Source organism: Nocardioides lianchengensis (genome assembly GCF_900101465.1).
GTDB classification, from domain to species: Bacteria; Actinomycetota; Actinomycetes; order Propionibacteriales; family Nocardioidaceae; genus Nocardioides; species Nocardioides lianchengensis.
In genome coordinates this window covers 142,796-160,446 of sequence record NZ_FMZM01000012.1, presented here as the reverse complement: position 1 = coordinate 160,446, position 17,651 = coordinate 142,796, and the positions used below count along the sequence as shown (strand labels likewise).

The 17,651-nt window shown below is 73.5% G+C and carries 16 protein-coding genes; 12 read left to right on the top strand and 4 right to left on the bottom strand.

Features of this window, described 5'->3' with window-relative positions:
• The first annotated feature begins 30 nt into the window (after positions 1-30).
• On the top strand, positions 31-3,162 hold the full coding sequence (locus BLT76_RS20545; protein WP_170867177.1) for a PAS domain-containing hybrid sensor histidine kinase/response regulator: 3,132 nt from the start codon (positions 31-33) through the stop codon (positions 3,160-3,162).
• A 15-nt stretch (positions 3,163-3,177) separates the two neighbouring features.
• Here the strand turns inward: BLT76_RS20545 and sucB are convergent, their stop codons facing one another.
• Positions 3,178-5,004 (bottom strand): 2-oxoglutarate dehydrogenase, E2 component, dihydrolipoamide succinyltransferase, encoded by a 1,827-nt coding sequence (sucB, locus tag BLT76_RS20540; protein ID WP_090860170.1) that lies wholly within the window; start codon positions 5,002-5,004, stop codon positions 3,178-3,180.
• A 41-nt stretch (positions 5,005-5,045) separates the two neighbouring features.
• A complete protein-coding gene (lpdA, locus tag BLT76_RS20535; protein ID WP_090860169.1) occupies positions 5,046-6,452 on the bottom strand; it encodes a dihydrolipoyl dehydrogenase in 1,407 nt (468 codons plus the stop codon).
• 108 nt (positions 6,453-6,560) lie between these two features.
• Between lpdA and BLT76_RS20530 the strand changes: the two genes are divergently transcribed.
• Both BLT76_RS20530 and BLT76_RS20525 read left to right on the top strand, forming a co-directional pair.
• Positions 6,561-6,932, top strand: coding sequence for a hypothetical protein (locus BLT76_RS20530; RefSeq protein ID WP_090860168.1), 372 nt, complete (start codon positions 6,561-6,563; stop codon positions 6,930-6,932).
• A gap of 35 nt (positions 6,933-6,967) precedes the next feature.
• Positions 6,968-7,519: a hypothetical protein gene (locus BLT76_RS20525; RefSeq protein ID WP_090860167.1), complete on the top strand. Its 552-nt coding sequence runs from the start codon at positions 6,968-6,970 to the stop codon at positions 7,517-7,519.
• 3 nt (positions 7,520-7,522) lie between these two features.
• Here the strand turns inward: BLT76_RS20525 and BLT76_RS20520 are convergent, their stop codons facing one another.
• Entirely contained in the window at positions 7,523-9,019 is a 1,497-nt protein-coding gene (locus tag BLT76_RS20520) for a leucyl aminopeptidase (protein WP_090860166.1), read from the bottom strand.
• 40 nt (positions 9,020-9,059) lie between these two features.
• Between BLT76_RS20520 and gcvT the strand changes: the two genes are divergently transcribed.
• The 7 genes from gcvT to BLT76_RS20485 all read left to right on the top strand — a co-directional run bounded on the left by gcvT (position 9,060) and on the right by BLT76_RS20485 (position 14,552).
• Entirely contained in the window at positions 9,060-10,172 is a 1,113-nt protein-coding gene (gcvT, locus tag BLT76_RS20515) for a glycine cleavage system aminomethyltransferase GcvT (RefSeq protein WP_090860165.1), read from the top strand.
• Between the two features lie 3 nt (positions 10,173-10,175).
• On the top strand, positions 10,176-10,433 hold the full coding sequence (locus BLT76_RS20510) for a hypothetical protein (RefSeq protein ID WP_090860164.1): 258 nt from the start codon (positions 10,176-10,178) through the stop codon (positions 10,431-10,433).
• A gap of 93 nt (positions 10,434-10,526) precedes the next feature.
• Positions 10,527-11,933 carry a hypothetical protein gene (locus BLT76_RS20505; protein ID WP_090860163.1) on the top strand — a complete coding sequence of 469 codons (1,407 nt, stop codon included), beginning with the start codon at positions 10,527-10,529 and terminating at the stop codon, positions 11,931-11,933.
• A gap of 22 nt (positions 11,934-11,955) precedes the next feature.
• Positions 11,956-12,786 (top strand): PhzF family phenazine biosynthesis protein, encoded by an 831-nt coding sequence (locus tag BLT76_RS20500; RefSeq protein ID WP_090860162.1) that lies wholly within the window; start codon positions 11,956-11,958, stop codon positions 12,784-12,786.
• 9 nt (positions 12,787-12,795) lie between these two features.
• On the top strand, positions 12,796-13,605 hold the full coding sequence (locus tag BLT76_RS20495) for a thymidylate synthase (RefSeq protein ID WP_090860161.1): 810 nt from the start codon (positions 12,796-12,798) through the stop codon (positions 13,603-13,605).
• On the top strand, positions 13,602-14,087 hold the full coding sequence (locus BLT76_RS20490; RefSeq protein WP_090860160.1) for a dihydrofolate reductase: 486 nt from the start codon (positions 13,602-13,604) through the stop codon (positions 14,085-14,087). The genes BLT76_RS20495 and BLT76_RS20490 overlap by 4 nt, the downstream gene beginning before the upstream one ends.
• 108 nt (positions 14,088-14,195) lie before the next feature.
• Positions 14,196-14,552 carry a hypothetical protein gene (locus BLT76_RS20485; RefSeq protein WP_090860159.1) on the top strand — a complete coding sequence of 119 codons (357 nt, stop codon included), beginning with the start codon at positions 14,196-14,198 and terminating at the stop codon, positions 14,550-14,552.
• Here the strand turns inward: BLT76_RS20485 and BLT76_RS20480 are convergent.
• Positions 14,545-15,987: an MFS transporter gene (locus BLT76_RS20480; protein WP_090860212.1), complete on the bottom strand. Its 1,443-nt coding sequence runs from the start codon at positions 15,985-15,987 to the stop codon at positions 14,545-14,547. The two genes, BLT76_RS20485 and BLT76_RS20480, sit on opposite strands and share 8 nt — an antisense overlap.
• Before the next feature lie 98 nt (positions 15,988-16,085).
• Here BLT76_RS20480 and BLT76_RS20475 point away from each other — a divergent pair, with 98 nt between their 5' ends.
• Complete coding sequence (locus tag BLT76_RS20475; RefSeq protein ID WP_170867174.1) at positions 16,086-16,700, top strand: TetR/AcrR family transcriptional regulator; 615 nt, start codon at positions 16,086-16,088, stop codon at positions 16,698-16,700.
• A gap of 28 nt (positions 16,701-16,728) precedes the next feature.
• Entirely contained in the window at positions 16,729-17,646 is a 918-nt protein-coding gene (locus BLT76_RS20470) for an LLM class F420-dependent oxidoreductase (protein ID WP_090860157.1), read from the top strand.
• Positions 17,647-17,651: the final 5 nt, after the last annotated feature.

Below are 17,651 nucleotides of genomic sequence, written 5' to 3'. Positions count from 1 at the left end.
AGCCAAGGCCCGATGGTCGATGATGGCCCCATGCACCTCGGAAGCCCGGAAGGGCCGACGGGCTTGGGGGAGCTCGACGCATGGATCCTGCAGGCCGTTCCCGACGGGTTGTGGGTCCTCGACGACGCCGGATCGACCCTCTGGGCCAACGACCGGTTCGTCGCGATGATGGGGCTCGACCGTGACCGGGTCGTCGGGTTCTCGGCCTTCGACGCCCTCGACGAGGAGGGCCGGGGGCAGCTGGTCGGCCACCTCGCGCGGTTGCGCGACGGGGCGGCCGGCGACGACCTGGAGTGCCTGCTGGTGCGGGTCGACGGCAGCACCTTCTGGGCGCAGGTCAGCCACACGCCCGTGCTGGACGCCGAGGGACGACGTCGTGGCTGGTTGCACCGGGTGCGCGACCACAGCGACCAGCGCCGGATGCTCGAGGAGCTGCGCCAGGGCGAGCTGCAGCTGGCCGAGGCCCAGTCCATCGCCCGGCTGGGCAGCTGGGAGCGTGGCGAGGACGGCGTGATGCGCTGGTCTGCGGAGCTCTACCGGGTGCTGGAGACCGACCCGTCCGTGACGCCCTCGACCGAGGCGTTCCGGGCCCGCGTGCACCCCGAGGACCAGCCGCTCTTCGACGAGATGACCGCGGCCGTCGCGGCCGGCGGCGACACGGTCGACGTCGATGCGCGGCTCGACCGGCCCCGTGGCCTGCCGACGCGGTGGCTGCGGATCCGGGGCCGGGTGCTCCGAGCCCCGGACGGGTCCGTCGCCCGCTCCGGCGGGACCGTCCAGGACGTCACCGAGGCCAAGGAGACCGAGCAGGGCCTGGCCTTCCTCAGCGCGATGGCCCAGGCGGCCAACGAGGCCCGCACCCTGCCCGAGGCGCTGCTGGCCTCCGACGAGGTGGTCCGGCCCTACACCCAGTGGCCGGCGGTCCAGGTCACCTTCACTGTCCCCGGCTCCGGGGAGCTCCTGCACTTCGACACCGGCTGGGACGAGTTCGGGCCCGAGGAGGTCGCCGCCGCCCAGGCGCTCGGTGCCCGGGCGGTCGAGTCCGTGCGGGTCCTGACCGAGCGGGGACCGCGCGGCACCTACCTCACCTCCGGCCCGGTCGTGCACGCCGGCCGGGTGGTCTGCGTCGTCACCTCCGACAGCCGCTCGGAGCTGCCACCACGCCCCTCCGAGCTGGCCATCTTCGGGCAGATGCTCACGCTGCTCTCCCAGGTCAGCGAGCGCGAGGCCACTGCCAACGAGCTGGCCGCGGCGCGCGACGCAGCCCTGGAGGCGTCCCGTGCGAAGTCGGAGTTCCTGGCCACGATGAGCCACGAGATCCGCACCCCGCTCAACGGCGTGATCGGGCTCAGCGAGCTCCTCGGCCGCACCGAGCTCACGCCCCACCAGCGTCGCCTGGCCGAGGGCGTCGACCAGGCCGGGCGCGCGCTGCTGTCGCTCGTCAACGACATCCTCGACCTGTCCAAGATCGAGGCCGGCCGGCTCGACCTCGAGAAGGTCGACTTCGACCCGCGGCAGGTGATCGAGCAGAGCGTCAGCCTGCTGGCCGAGCGGGCCAGTGCCCGGGAGCTGGAGCTGGTCGTCAGCAGCGCCGCGTCCGTGCCGGCCCTGGTGCGCGGGGACCCGGTGCGCTTCGGCCAGGTGATCACGAACCTGGTCGCGAACGCGGTGAAGTTCACCCACGAGGGCGAGGTCGTCGTCCGGGCCACCGGCACCGGTGGCTCGGACCTGCGCGTGGAGGTCCGCGACACCGGCATCGGCATCGAGCAGGACGTCCAGGGCCGCCTGTTCGACGCCTTCTCCCAGGCCGACAGCTCCACCACCCGCGAGTACGGCGGCACCGGCCTCGGCCTGGCCATCAGCGAGCAGATCGTGTCCGCCCTGGGTGGCCGGATCGGCGTGCAGAGCGAGCTCGGCGCCGGGAGCACCTTCTGGTTCACGGCGCGCTTCGACGCCCCCAGCGGCGACGGCAGCGTCGAGGAGCCGGCCCGCTCGCCGGTCGTCGACGGCCTGCGGGTCCTGGTGGTCGACGACAACGAGACCAACCGGTTCATCGTGGCCGAGCAGCTCGCCGCCTGGGGCGTGCGGGTCGACACGGTCGCGTCGCCGTACGACGCCCTCGTCGAGCTCGACGCCGCCGCTCGCGCGGGTGCGCCGTACGACGTGGGGCTGCTCGACTACATGATGCCGGGCATGGACGGCGAGCAGCTCGCCCGGACGATCCGCCAGGAGCAGCGGTACGACGGGCTGCGCCTGGCCCTGCTCTCCTCGGCGACCGAGCCGACCAGCGAGTGGCTCGCGGACGCGGGGATCGACGGCTACCTCGCCAAGCCCGTCTTCCCGTCGCGGCTCCTCGACACCCTGGCCACGCTGGCCGGCCGCGGGCTGCCGGGGGCGGACCCGACGCCCACCGACGACGTGGTCGAGGCTGGTTCGCTCGGCCGGGTGCTGGTGGTCGAGGACAACCCGGTCAACCAGCTGGTGGCCGAGGGCATCCTGCGGCGGCTCGGCTACGACCTGGCGCTGGCCGACAACGGTGCGGCCGGCGTCGCGACCCTCACCGAGGATCCGGACGGGTTCGACGTGGTGCTGATGGACTGCCAGATGCCAGTCATGGACGGCTTCGACGCCACCCGGGCGATCCGGGCGCTGGACGGCGACGTCGCGCGGATCCCGATCGTGGCCATGACGGCAGCGGCGACGGAGGCCGAGCGGGAGCGCTGCCGCGAGGCGGGCATGGACGACTTCCTGACCAAGCCGGTCGTGCCGGCCCTGCTCGACAGCACCCTGGCCCGCTGGGTGCACAGCGGCGACGCCGTCGTACGGCTGAGGACGCTGGTGGAGGACGAGGGCGTCGACCTCGAGATCGTGCAGATGATGGTGGACCGCTTCGAGCAGTCGTCCGCCGAGTCCCTCGACGCCCTCGCGGCAGCCGTCGCGACCGGTGCGGCGGCCGACGTGGCCCGGGCCGCACACTCGCTGCGGGGGAGTGCCGCCAACCTCGGGCTGACCCGGCTCGCCGACCTGGCGGCCGAGGTCGAGCAGCCGGCGTGGGCCGGCGAGCTCCCGCACCCGGGTGCGGTCGCGGGCCTGCGGGTCGCCGTGGACGAGGCCCAGGACGAACTGGGCCGCGCAGCCCGGAGGCTGCGCGGCCCAGAGTGAGACCGGTGGTGGGGGTCAGACGTCGAAGACGCCGGCCTCCAGCCGCTTCTTCAGGTCACGCAGGAAGCGACCGGCATCGGCCCCGTCGACCAGGCGGTGGTCGTAGGTCAGCGCCAGGTAGACCATGTGCCGCACCGCGATCGTCTCGCCCAGGTTGGGGTCGTCGATCACGACCGGGCGCTTCACGACCGCGCCCGGGCCCAGGATGGCGACCTGCGGCTGGTTGATGATCGGGGTGTCCCAGAGGGCCCCGAAGCTGCCGAGGTTGGTGATCGTGAAGGTGCCGCCACCGAGCTCGTCCGGACCGATCTTGTTGGTGCGCGTGCGCTCGGCGACGTCAGCGATCTTCTTGGCCAGACCGGCGATCGACAGGTCGCCCGCGTCCTTGACGACCGGCGTGAGCAGGCCCTTCTCGGTGTCCACCGCGAACGCGACGTTCTCGCGGTCGTAGTAGGTCACCTCGCCCGCGTCGACGTCGATCGTCGCGTTGAGCTTCGGGTGCTCCTTCAGCGTGTCGATGGCCGCCTTGGTGAAGAACGGCAGGTACGTGAGCTTGACGCCCTCGCGGGCCAGGAACTCGCCCTTCTTCGCCTCGCGCAGCCGGGCCACGTTCGTGACGTCGACCTCGACCACCTGGGTCAGCTGGGCGGAGGTCTGCAGCGAGCCCACCATCCGCTCCGAGATGATCTTGCGCAGCCGGCTGACCTTCTCGGTCGTGCCGCGCAGCGGCGACGGCGAGACCGAGGGAGCCTTCGCCGCCGGAGCGGAGGAGGCAGCAGGGGCGGCGGCGGGCGCGGCGGCCGGGGCCTCCTGCGCACGGGCGGCCTCGAGGACGTCCTGCTTGCGGATCCGGCCGCCGACGCCGGTGCCGGACACCGACGACAGGTCGACATTGTGCTGACCGGCCAGCTTGCGCACCAGCGGCGTGACGTAGCCGCTGCTGTCGGTGGTCGAGGCCGACGCGGGCTGCGTCTGCGGGCTCGGGGTCACCGGGGCGGCGGCGGGCGCGGAGGCCGGCGGCGGGGTCTGCTCCTGCTTCGGCTCCTGCTTGGGCTCCTCGGCCTTCGGGGCCGGCTCGGGCTCCGGCTCCGGCTCGGGCTCCGGCTCGGGCTCCGGCTCCGGCTCCGGCTCGGGCTCCGGCTCGGGCTCCGGCTCGGCGGGAGCCGCGGACCCGTCGCCGATGATCGCGAGCTCGGCCCCGACCTCGACCGTCTCGTCCTCCTCGGCCTTGATCTCCAGCAGGGTGCCGGCGACGGGCGAGGGGATCTCGGTGTCGACCTTGTCGGTCGAGACCTCCAGCAGCGGCTCGTCGACGGCGACCTCGTCACCGACCGACTTCAGCCAGCGGGTCACGGTGCCCTCGGTGACCGACTCGCCCAGGGCGGGCAGGGTCACCGCGGTGCCGGAGCCGCCGGCGGACTTCGTCTCGGCGGCGGGCTTCTCGTCCGCGCTCTTGTCGGCCTCGGGGGTCTCGTCGCCGGCGGGCAGCTCGCCCGTCTCCTCGACGACCTCCTGCTCCTGCTCGGCCTTCTTCTCGGCCTGCTCCTCGTCCTTCGGCTGGGCCTCGGGCTCGGCGGAGTCGGAGGCATCGCCCGAGGACCCGCCCTCGTCGCCGATCACGGCGAGGATCGCGCCGACCTCGACGGTGTCGTCCTCCTCGGCCTTGATCTCGAGCAGGGTGCCGGCGACCGGGGAGGGGATCTCGGTGTCGACCTTGTCGGTCGAGACCTCCAGCAGCGGCTCGTCGACCGCGACCGTGTCACCGACCTGCTTGAGCCAGCGGGTGACGGTGCCTTCGGTGACGGACTCCCCGAGGGCTGGGAGGTTGACTTCGGTGGCCAATGGAGTTCCTTCGTCTCTTCGGTGATTCTCGAGGTGATTTCTCAGGAGTGGGCGTGCAGCGGCTTGCCGGCGAGTGCGAGGTGCGCCTCGCCGAGAGCCTCGTTCTGGGTGGGGTGGGCGTGCACGAGCGGGGCGACGTCCTCGGGGTACCCCTCCCAGCCGTAGATCAGCTGGGCCTCGCCGACCAGCTCGCCGACCCGGTCGCCGGCGAGATGGATCCCGACGACGGGGCCGCCGGTACGGCGTACGAGCTTCACGAAGCCCTGGGTCTTGAGGATCTGGCTCTTGCCGTTGCCGCCCAGGTCGTAGGTGAGCGTCTCGATCGCGTCGGCGCCGTACTTCTCCGCCGCGGCGGCCTCGGTGAGACCGACCGAGGCGAGCTCGGGGTGGGAGTAGGTGACCCGGGGGATGCCGGCCTCCTCGATCGGCTGCGGGTCGAGCCCGGCGATCTCCTCGGCGACGAAGATGCCCTGCGCGAAGCCGCGGTGGGCGAGCTGGAGGCCCGGCACGATGTCGCCCACGGCGAACACGCCGTCGAGGTTGGTGCGGCAGCGCTCGTCGGCGAGCACGAAGCCGCGGTCCAGCGCGACCCCCTGCTCGTCGTACCCGAGACCCTCGGTGCGCGGGCCGCGACCCACGGCGACGAGCAGCAGCTCCGCCTCGATCACGCTCTGCTCGCGGCCGGCCCCCTCGACCGTGACCGCGACACCGGTGTCGGTGTGCGCCACGCTCTGGAACGAGGTGCCGGTGCGGAACGCGATGCCGCGCTTGCGGAACGCGCGCTCCAGGGCCTTCGAGGACGCCTCGTCCTCGGCGGCGACCAGGCGGGGGAGCGCCTCGACGATGGTGACCTCGGCGCCGAAGCTGCGCCACACGCTCGCGAACTCGGAGCCGATCACGCCACCGCCCAGGACCACGACCGACGCCGGGACCCGGTCGAGGCGCAGCGCGTGCTCGGAGGTGATCACCCGCTCGCCGTCGACCTCCAGGCCGGGCAGGCTGCGGGAGTAGGAGCCGGAGGCGAGCACGAGGTGCCGTCCGGAGTAGGTCGCGCCGCCGACGGTGACCTCGCGCGGGCCGGTCATCCGGCCCTCGCCCTCGATGACGGTGATGCCGCGGCTCTTGATCAGTCCCGCGAGGCCCTTGAAGAGCCGCGTGACGACGCCGTCCTTGTAGCTGTTGACCGCGGCCATGTCGATGCCGTCGAACGTCGCGCGGACGCCGAACTGGGCGGAATCGCGGGCGCTGTCGGCGACCTCCGCGGCGTGCAGCAGGGCCTTGGTGGGGATGCACCCGACGTGCAGGCAGGTGCCGCCGAGCGGGCCCTTCTCGACCAGACCGACCCGCAAGCCGAGCTGGGCGGCACGAAGAGCACAGGCGTAGCCACCGGATCCTGCACCCAGCACGAGTACGTCGAAGTCGCCGGGTACGTCGGGGTCGGCCACCATCGTCCTTCCGTCTGTCGTGGAGCGCGGGTCCTATCTTTGCACCCCCGTCCACCGTCCAGTTCGCGGGTCCGGCCGCGCGACCTGGGGCGACGGGGCAGACTAGGGACCATGGGTTGGACAGACCGCTTCCGTCGCGGCACGCGCATGCGCAAGCCGGCCAGCGACGGCTTCCGCACCGGGTCGACGCAGGTGCGCGCCGCAGACAAGGTCGACGAGGCACACCTGCACCAGTGGGTGACCGAGCGACGCGGCGTCGAGGGGTTCGTCGAGCCACGGACCGCGGTCAGCGACGTGACGCTGCTGCTGGTGGCGCACGACGGGGAGTGGACCCGTCGCCGGGTGCCGTCGGTGGCCTGGGCCCACAAGTTCTGCAACACCTACCAGGTGCCGTCGTACGACGCCGCGGTCGTCGGCATCCCGCAGCGGATGCGCGACTACAACCGCCGGCAGAAGCTGCAGCAGCGCCAACAGGGCAGCTGACGCAACTTTTCGGCTCACGGCCAGGTCCCACGGGCATGAGCACCTTCACCCGACCCGTCCGTCGTCTCCTCGCGGCCGCCACCGTGGCGGCCGCTACCCTCGCCCTGGTCCCGGCTGCGCAGGCTGCGGCACCCGACCCGTTCTCGGGGGAGCGGAAGATCACCCTCAGCCCCGAGGGACAGGAGTTCGCGCTCTCGGTCGACCGCCGCGGGCAGGTGAGCTCGACCGAGCGGTGGGGCCGTCGTACGACGTTCGTCGCGACGCGGGTGCGCGGCCAGCGGTTCTGGCTGCAGACCGCCCAGGTCCGTCGCGGCGGGGAGCCGCTCTGCCTGGCCCTGACCCGCAAGCGCGTGCGGGCGACGGCCTGCGACGCCGCGAACCGCAACCAGCTGTTCGCCTTCCGCGACGCCGGTCCGTCGAGCGGCGGCGACCCGACGTACCTGCTCCGGGTCCGGGCTGCGCGCTACCTGGTCGTCACCGACGAGGGCGCCTTCGCGCCGGCCCGGATCAGCGAGGGCACGCCCGACATCGACACGCCGTTCCTGCTCGTCGACCGGGGCCGCGCGCAGCTGCCGGCGCTGGACTGAGAGTCAGGCGCTCAGCGTCCGGGCGTACTCGACCAGCGTGGTCACCGCGAAGCCGGTGCCGCCGGACGTGACGTGGCCGGACGGCCCGCCGGAGGCGAAGGCCGGCCCGGCGATGTCGAGGTGGGCCCAGGGCAGGCCGCCGGTGAACTCGCGCAGGAACGCGCCGGCGAACAGGCCGCCGCCCCAGCGGATCCAGTCGTGCTGGGCGAGGTCGGCCACCTTGCTGCTGTGGATCCGCTCGTCCATGTGCTCGGGGATCGGCATCGGCCAGAGCTCCTCGCCGGCGGCTCGGCCGGCGGCGAGGACCTGGTCGACGATGTCGTCGGCGCCCATCACCCCGGCGATCTTGTCGCCGAGGGCGACGACCATGTGACCGGTCAGGGTCGCGACGTCGAGGATGACGTCGGGCTCGGTCTCGCTGGCCCGCAGCAGCGCGTCCCCGAGGACCAGGCGGCCCTCGGCGTCGGTGTTGAGCACCTCGACCGTGGTGCCGCCGTACATGGTCAGGACGTCGCCGGGTCGCACCGAGGCGCCGGAGACCATGTTCTCGGCCATCGGCGCGAAGGCGCTCACCTTGATCGGCAGGCCGAGGGCCGCGATGGCGAACGTTGCCTGCACGACGGCGGCGGCGCCGGCCATGTCGGACTTCATCTCGTTCATGCTGGCGGCGGGCTTGATGGTCAGGCCGCCGGAGTCGAAGGTGATGCCCTTGCCGACCAGGGCCAGGTGGGTCTTCGCACCGCGGGGCGCGTAGGTCAGCTCGACCAGCCGCGGCGGCGCGGCCGAGCCCTGCCCGACGCCGAGGATGCCGCCGCAGCCCAGCTCGGCGAGCTCCTTCTCGTCGCGCACCGTGACCTTGACCTTCGGGGCGCCGCGGCCCTGGGAGAGCTCCTTGCCGGCCGCGACGACCGCGTCGGCGAAGGCCGGCGGGGTGAGGTCGCCCGGGGGCGTGTTGACCCAGTCGCGGGTGGCCGCCACGGCCCGGGCGACGATCTGGGCCTCCTCGAACGCGGCGATGACGTCCTTCTTGCGGGCGCCGGGCGCGAGGACCACGACGTCGCCGGGAGCGGTGCTCGTCGTCGCCTTCTTGTACGACGTGAAGGTGTAGCCGCCGAGCGACCAGCCCTCGGTGACGGCCCGGACCAGCTCGGGGGAGTCGGCCGGCAGCGCGAGCGCGACCGAGGCGGCGTTGGTGACGGCGCGGGCGGCCGCGCCCGCGGCCCGTCGTACGGCGGCGGGCCCGGGGTCCTTCCCGAGCCCGACCAGGACGAGCAGCGGGGACGACAGCGTGCCGCTGGTCGGCACCTTCACGATCTCGCCCGCCTTGCCCGCGATGCCGAGCGTCGCGAGCAGCGGACGCAGCTTGCGGCCGTACGCCTTCGCGACGTCGTCGGCGCCTGCGGCCAGGTCGGCGCCCTTCGCGCCCTGGACCACGCCGACCACCACCGCGTCCGCTCGGGTCTTGGCAGGGCTGGCGGTGCGCAGCGTGTAGGAGGTCACCGGGGCAGGATAGTCCGGGCCCTGGGGTAGGTTCCCGGCCATGGTTGACGAGCCGGCCCTGCTCCATTCGCCCCTGCACGACCGGCACGCCGCGCTCGGCGCGAAGTTCGCCGAGTTCGGGGGCTGGTCGATGCCGCTGGAGTACCCGACCGGTGTGGTCAAGGAGCACACCGCGGTGCGTGAGGCGGTCGGCATCTTCGACGTCAGCCACCTCGGCAAGGCCACGGTGTCCGGGCCGGGCGCGGCGTCGTACGTCGACGCGACGCTGACCAACTCTCTGGCCAAGATCCGGCCCGGCAAGGCCCAGTACACGCTGTGCTGCGACGAGGAGACCGGCGGGATCGTCGACGACCTCATCGTCTACTGGCACGACGACGAGCGGGTGCTGCTGGTGCCCAACGCGGCCAACACCGCCGAGGTCGTCCGCCGGCTCGAGGCGAGCGCCCCCGCCGGCGTCACCGTGACCGACGAGCACCGCGACCACGTCGTGCTCGCCGTCCAGGGCCGCTTCAGCGACGAGGTGCTGACCGCGGTCGGGCTGCCGGTCGGCCACGACTACATGTCGTTCGCGGAGGCGCCGTTCGAGGGCGCCACCGTCGTGGTGTGCCGCACCGGCTACACCGGCGAGCGCGGCTACGAGCTGGTCGCGCCGGTCGCGGTCGCCGAGCCGCTGTGGGACGCGCTCGTGGCCGCCGGCGAGCCGCACGGGATGCTCGCCTGCGGGCTCGGGGCGCGCGACACGCTGCGCACCGAGATGGGCTACCCACTGCACGGTCAGGACATCTCCCTCGACGTCACGCCCAACGAGGCCCGACTCGGCTGGGCCGTCGGCTGGAAGAAGGACGCCTTCTGGGGGCGTGACGTGCTGCTCGCCGAGCGGGCGGAGGGGCCGAAGCGGGTCCTGCGCGGCCTGGTCGCGACCGGGCGCGGCATCCCGCGCCCGCACATGTCGGTGTCGCTGAGCGCCGACGTGCTGCTGGGCGAGGTCACCTCCGGCACCTTCTCGCCGACCCTCCGCAAGGGAGTGGGCCTGGCGCTGCTGCCGGCGTTCGTGGCCGAGGACGCCGAGGTCGGGGTCGACATCCGGGGCCGCCGCGAGATCTTCCAGCTGACGAAGCCGCCCTTCGTCGACCCGTCCGTGCGAGAGGACTGACGCGTGAACCTGCCCGACCAGCCGCCCACCTTCCGCCAGCCCACGCCCGCCGAGCGCCCGTGGCGCTGGCGCCTCGAGGACGCGACCGGCGCCGAGGTCGTCGTCGAGGGGGAGCTCGCCGACCAGCGCTTCCCGAGCCAGGCCGACGCCGAGTCCTGGGTCGGGGAGACCTGGTCCGACCTCGCCGCCGAGGGGGTCGACGCGGTGACCCTCTTCGAGGTGGACCGGCAGGTCTACGGCCCGATGTCGCTGCACGCCTGAGCCATGGTCGTCCCGGTGCGGCCGATCCGCGACGGCGGCGGCTCCGAACCCCTTCCCCAGGCGTCCTGAGGCGCGACGTCGGGAGGAGCGCGGATGCGGCCGGAGGACGACTTCACGGCGTACGTCGCCGCGCGCTGGCCGGCCCTGGTGCGCGAGCTCGCGCTCCTCGGCTGTCCGGACGAGCTGGTCGAGGACGTCGTCGTCGACGGGCTCGCGCGCTGCCGTAGGTCGTGGGCGGCCACGGTGCGCCGCGGCGACGCCGACGTCGTCGTCCCCGAGGCGGTGCTGACCGCCTGGACCGAGCGGCGCCGTACCTCGTGGTGGGTGGGGGTGGCGGCGCCGTCGGAGGACCCCGACCGGGTGGCCGCGGCCGTGCTGCTCGACCGGTTGTCGGAGGCCGAGCGGGTCGCGGCGGTGCGGGCCGGGAGCGATCTGCTCGACCGGGCCGCGGCCGCGGTGCCGGTGCTGGCGCCGCCGCTGGACGAGGTGCGCCGACGGCGGGTGCCGCACCGACCGGGACGGGGACGCCGGGTCGCGCTCGGCGTCGGGGCGGCGCTGGCCGCGGCGGCCGTGGCGACCGCCGCGGTCGTCCCGGCCCTGTCGGGTGCCGACGAGCGACGCGACCCCTCGGCGCTCGCGCCGCTGCCGGTCCGGGCGGCCGACAACCCGGTCGCCGTGGCCTGGGTGGCCGGCGGCGAGCTGCACCTGCGCCGGGCGGTCGTCGACACGGGTCCGGTCGTCGACCTCGTCGAGGTCCCGGGCGGGGCGGCGTACCTCGACGCCGGCGGTCGGGTGGTCCGGGTCGACGAGCGCGGTCGTCGGGAGCTTCTCGGCCGGGCCGATCCCGACGCCGGCCTGACCGGCTCGGCGGGCGGGGGCCTGGTGGTCTGGCGCGAGCGGGCCAGCGGCGACCTGGTGGTCCACGACGTCCGTCGCGACGACGAGGCGGCACGGGTCGCGGGGACGTCCCTGCGACCGGTGGCCGTCGACGACGACCGGCTGTACTACAACTCGACCGACGGGTCGGTCGCCGTGCTGCTGCCGGACGGTGACCCGCGCCGGCTCCGCGCGCTGCCGCTGCTCGACGTACGGGCCGGGACGATGCTGCTGCGGGGCGACCGGGGACGGGTGCTGCTGAGGTCCCAGCGCGAGCGCCCGGGGACCTTCGAGGTCGGCCAGGACGGGGAGCTGTCCGACGACGGGCGGTTCGCGCTGGTCACCACCGCCCGCGGCGACCGGGTCGCGCTCGACATCCTCGGTGGTCGACCGGCGACCGGGGTGGCCCCGGGGGAGCGGGTGGTCGCTGCCCGGCTCGCGGACGAGGGCACGATCGTGGTCGCCGTCGTACCTGCGGACCGGGCGGAGCCCGCCGACCCGGGCATCGGTCGACGCTCGGAGGCCGGGTCCTGGGAGCTGCGCACCTGCGTGCTCGGCACCGGGGACTGCTCCACCGGGACCCGGATCCCCGCCGCGGGGCCGGTCCCGCTGTTCGCGCGCTGAGCCTGACGTCTACCGTCGTGACGTGCTTCCCTTCCGCCAGGTCGACGTCTTCTCCGCGGCTCCGCTGCTCGGCAACCCGGTCGCCGTCGTGCACGACGCGGACGGCCTCGACGACGAGACGATGGCGGCGTTCGCCCGCTGGACCAACCTCTCCGAGACGACCTTCCTGCTGGCGTCGACGACGCCCGGCGCGGACTACCGGCTGCGCATCTGGACGCCGGGCGGGGAGCTCCCGTTCGCCGGACACCCGACCCTCGGCAGCGCGCACGCCTGGCTCGAGGCCGGCGGGGTGCCGGCGGGCGACGACGTCGTCCAGGAGTGCGGCGCCGGGCTGGTGCGGCTGCGCCGCGACGGGGCCGGTCGGCTCTCCTTCCAAGCCCCGCCGCTGACCCGTTCGGGGCCGGTCTCCGCCACCGACCTAGGCGCGATCGGTCGGGCGCTGCGGCTGCCGGAGTCGGCCGTCGTCGAGTCGACCTGGATCGACAACGGGCCGGGCTGGGTGGGCGTGCTGCTCGACTCGGCCGACGCCGTGCTCGCGCTGGACCCCGACTTCGCGGCCTTCGGCGACCTGAAGATCGGCGTCGTCGGCCCGTACGACGAGGGCCCGCTGGCCGTCGAGGTCCGGGCGTTCTGCCCCGGCTACGGCCCGGCGGAGGACCCGGTCACCGGCTCGCTCAACGCGGGGATCGGCCAGTGGCTGGCCGGCTCGCGGCTGCCCTCGTCGTACGTCGCGGGCCAGGGGACGGTGCTGGGCCGGGCCGGACGGGTGCACGTGAGGCGCGAGGGGCAGGAGGTGTGGGTGGGAGGCGACACCCGGACCACCATCGTCGGCGCCGTCGGTCTCGACGCCTAGGCTGGGCCCGTGCAGGCCTACCTCGATCTTCTCCGCCGGGTCCTCGACGAGGGTGTCGAGAAGAGCGACCGCACCGGCACCGGCACCCGCTCGGTCTTTGGTCACCAGCTCCGGTTCGACCTGAGCGAGGGCTTCCCGCTCGTCACGACCAAGAAGGTGCACACCCGCTCGGTGTTCGCCGAGCTGCTGTGGTTCCTGCGCGGCGACACCAACGTGAAGTGGCTCCAGGACCGCGGTGTGACGATCTGGGACGAGTGGGCCGACGACAACGGCGACCTCGGACCCGTCTACGGCTACCAGTGGCGCTCGTGGCCGACGCCCGACGGGCGGCACGTCGACCAGATCGCGCAGGTCGTCGAGCAGATCCGCACCAACCCCGACTCGCGCCGCCACCTGGTCAGTGCGTGGAACGTCGCCGACCTCCCGGACATGGCGCTCGCGCCCTGCCACACCATGTTCCAGTTCTACGTCGCCCCGCAGGAGTCCGGGCCGGGCAGGCTCAGCTGCCAGCTCTACCAGCGCTCCGCCGACGTCTTCCTGGGCGTGCCGTTCAACATCGCGTCGTACGCCCTGCTGACCCACATGGTCGCCCAGGTGACCGGGCTGGAGGTCGGCGACTTCGTGCACACCTTCGGCGACGCCCACCTCTACCTCAACCATCTCGACCAGGCCGCGCTCCAGCTGACCCGCGAGCCGCGTCCGCTCCCGACGCTCCACCTCGACCGGTCGGTGACCGAGCTCGACGCCTTCGACCTGGAGCACCTGCGGCTCGAGGGCTACGACCCGCACCCCGGCATCAAGGCGCCGATCGCCGTATGAGCCGGGGCACGCCCCGACGCGTGGTGCTGGTCGCCGCCGTCGCCCGCAACGGGGTGATCGGGAACGGGCCGGACATCCCCTGGCGGGTCCCGGGGGAGCAGGCCGTCTTCAAGCGGCTGACCATGGGCCACGTGCTGGTGATGGGCCGCACGACGTACGAGTCCATCGGCCGGCCGCTGCCCGGTCGCACCACCATCGTGCTGACCCGCGACCCGGGCTGGACGGCCGAGGGCGTGCTCGTGGCCCACGACCTCGACGCCGCGCTCGCGCTCGCCGACGACCTCCCGGGCGACGTGATGGTCGCCGGCGGCGCCCAGGTGTACGCCGCCGCGCTGAGCGTCGCCACCGAGCAGGTGCTGTCCGAGATCCCGCTGGAGCCGGAGGGCGACGTGCACTACCCGGACTTCGACTGCACCGCGTGGGTCGAGGTCGAGCGGGAGCCGCACGACGGCTTCGACGTCGTCCGATTCACGCGTTCCTGAGGCTGTCGGCGCCTACGCTGCCGCCATGACCGACACTCGAGACCCGGCCTCGCCGGTGGCGCGGAGCTGCTCGGTCCGCTGATCCGCTACGGCGCCCCGCTGCTGCTCGTGCTCCCCGGCCTGGCCGCCGCGGTCTCGTCAGAATCCCGCGCCTGGTGGCTCCCCGGCGGGTATGCCGGGTTCCTCCTGGTCGCCCACCTGATGGGTGACCACCTTGCGCGGCTCCCGCTGCCGGAGGTGAGCTCGCCGAGCCGGTCGTGGCGGATCGCCTGGCGGGCCACCGCGCTGGCCACGACGCAGGGTCTGGCCGCGGCGCTGGCGGCCCTGGGCGTCCTGTGCGTCGCGTTGCCGACCGTGTCCGGGACCGTCGTGAGCATCGTGCTGTGCCCGGTGCTCGGCGCGGCGATCGGGACGTCGGTCGGGCGGCCCCGGCGCCTGGTCGGGCGACGACTCCGGGTCAGCTGACCGGCTGCTGCTCCCGCGTCTCCGCGGTGTCGACCTTCGGCGACGCCAGCGCGAGCCCGGCCAGGCTGGCCAGGAACGCCGCGCCCGCGCAGATCCCGAAGAGCACCCGGTAGGCGGTCAGAGACGGGAGCTCCGCCCCGCCCAGCGCGGCGACGCTGACCGTGAACGACGCGAGCAGGGTGCCGCCGAGGGCGCTGGCCAGGGTGCTGCCGAGCGAGCGGGCCAGGGTGTTGATGCCGTTGGCCGCGGCCAGCTCGCGCTCCGGCGTGTGCGCGTTGATGAGCGCCGGAAGGCTCGCGTAGCCGATGCCCGTGCCCGCGCCGATGATCGCCGTACCGAGGACGACGTGCCACAGCTCGCCGACCAGCACGATGCGCAGCAACAGGCCACCGGTCAGGATCAGACCGGCGACCGCGAGCACCCGGCCGGGACCCCAGGAGCCGATCAACCGGGCCGTGACCGGGGCCAGGACCAGCATCAGGATGCCGCTGGGCAGCAGGCACAGGCCAGCGGTCAGCACCGAGGAGCCGAAGCCGTACCCGGTCTCCTTGGGCATCTGCACGTAGGTCGCGGTGCCGACGAAGCTCGCGAAGAGCGCGAAGCCGAAGAACAGCGAGGCGATGTTGGTGATCACGATCGGGGGCCGGCCGAGGGTGCGCATGTCGACCAGCGGGTTGCGGACGCGGCGCTCGACGACGACGAGGAGGCCGAGCAGCAGCACCGACAGCACGAGCAGGCCGACGGTCCTCGCCGAGCCCCAGCCCCAGCTCGAGGCCTGGGAGAGGGGCAGCACCAGGGCGACCAGCCCGCCGGCGAGCAGGACCATGCCCGACCAGTCGATCCGTCCGGGGTCGCCGACGGCCGGCTCGTCGACCAGGGCCACGACGAGGGCGGCACTGACGGCCGCGCCGACCGCGCCGATCCAGAACAGCACGTGGTAGTCGACGTTGTCGGCGAGCAGTCCGGCCAGCGGCAGGCCCAGCGCGCCGCCGATGCCGAGCATCGCGCTGATCAGCGCGGTGGCCGAGCCGCGCCGGGCCGGCGGCAGTTGGGTGTGGAGGAGGCTGATGCCGAGCGGGATCGACGCGCCCGAGAGCCCGCACAGGGCGCGGCCCACGATCATCACGGTCGGGTCGGTCGTGAGCGCGTCGATGAGCGAGCCCGCGGCCAGCGACAGTAGGGCGACCAGCAGCATCCGGCGGCGGCCGAACATGTCGGCGAGCCGGCTGATGATCGGGACGGCCACCGCGCCGACCAGGAGGGTCGAGGTGAGCAGCCAGGACGACTGGGTGGTCGAGGCGCCGATGTCGGCCTCGATGACCGGGAGCACCGGGATGATCAGCGTCTGCGAGAGCGACGCCATCAGGGCGCCGAGGCCGATCGCGGCTATCTCGAGGTTGGCGCGCATCGGCGACGGGGCGGGTGGGTGGCTCATCGGGTCCTTCCGGAACATGTAAACAGGCGTTGACATGAACGGTATGGATGACGTGGGCAACTTGTCAAACGGGCGATTACATCGGGCATGATGGCGGGGTGAGCCCGTCCCCGCCGCCCGTCCCGCCCCGTCGTCCGCGCGACGCCGAAGCGACCCGCGCGGCCCTGCTGCGGGCGGCCCGGAGGCGGTTCACGGTGCTCGGCTACGAGCGCACCACCACCCGGGACATCGCGGCCGACGCCGGCGTCAACGTCTCGCTGATCTCCCGCTACTTCGGCTCCAAGGACGGCCTCTTCGCAGCGGTCGTCGAGGAGTCCTCGGACGTGCTCGACGACGGATCGGACCTCGCGCCCGACGCCATCGTGGAGTCGATGATTGCGAGCCTCGCGCCCGACGCGTGGGCGGAGTTCGGTCACGAGCACCCGCTGCTGCTCCTGCTCCGCGGCTCCGGCGCGGGGGAGGAGCGGGTGAGCGGGCTGCGCCAGGAGGCACTGACCGCGGCCATTGACCGGCTTCAGCGGTCGTGGGCCGACCCATCGCTCGACCCGGCCACGGCACAGCTGCGGGCCGAGCTGCTCTTCGCCCTCTTCTCGGGGGTCACCCTCCTGCGCTCGCTGGTCCCCGGCGAGCCGCTGATCACCCGCGACGTCGACCTGCTGCGCACCGAGCTGGAGCGCCTGGTCCGCGCGATCGTGGGGAGTGCCGACGGCTGACGCGCAGCGGTCTGCCAGGCTGGTCCGCATGGAGCTGCGCATCTTCACCGAGCCTCAGCAGGGCGCGACGTACGACGACCTCCTCGCCGTGGCCCTCGAGGCCGAGGAGCTGGGGTTCGGGGCGTTCTTCCGCTCCGACCACTACCTCGGCATGGGCACCGAGGGCCTGCCCGGCCCCAGCGACGCGTGGATCACGCTCGCCGGTCTGGCCCGCGACACCTCGTCCATCCGGCTCGGCACCATGATGACGAGCGCGACCTTCCGCCATCCCGGGCCGTTGGCGATCGGCGTCGCCAACGTCGACCAGATGAGCGGCGGCAGGATCGAGCTCGGGATCGGCGCCGGCTGGTTCGAGGCCGAGCACACCAAGTACGGCATCCCGTTCCCCTCCACCGGTGAGCGCTTCGACCGGTTCGAGGAGCAGCTCGCGATCATCACCGGCCTCTGGGCGACCTCGGGCGGCTTCAGCTTCGACGGCACGCACTACCAGGTGGCGGACTCGCCCGGCCTGCCCAAGCCGACCCAGGCCAAGCCGCCCGTCCTGATCGGCGGCCTCGGCAAGAAGCGCACGCCGGCCCTCGCGGCGTCGTACGCCGACGAGTTCAACCTGCCCTTCGTCGACGAGGCGACCACCGAGGCCCAGTTCGCCCGGGTCGCCGCCGCCTGCGAGGCGATCGACCGCGACCCCGCCACGATGACCTGGTCGAACGCGCTCGTGCTCTGCGTGGGCGCCGACGAGGCCGAGGTGACTCGCCGCGCCGCCGCCATCGGGCGCGAGCCCGACGAGCTCCGCGAGAACGGCCTCGCCGGCACCCCGCAGGAGGTCGTCGACAAGATCAACCGGTACGCCGCCCTCGGCGCCGAGCGGGTCTACCTCCAGGTCCTGGACCTCGCCGACCTCGACCACCTGCGCCTGGTCGCCGCTGAGGTCATGCCGCACGTCTGAGCGAG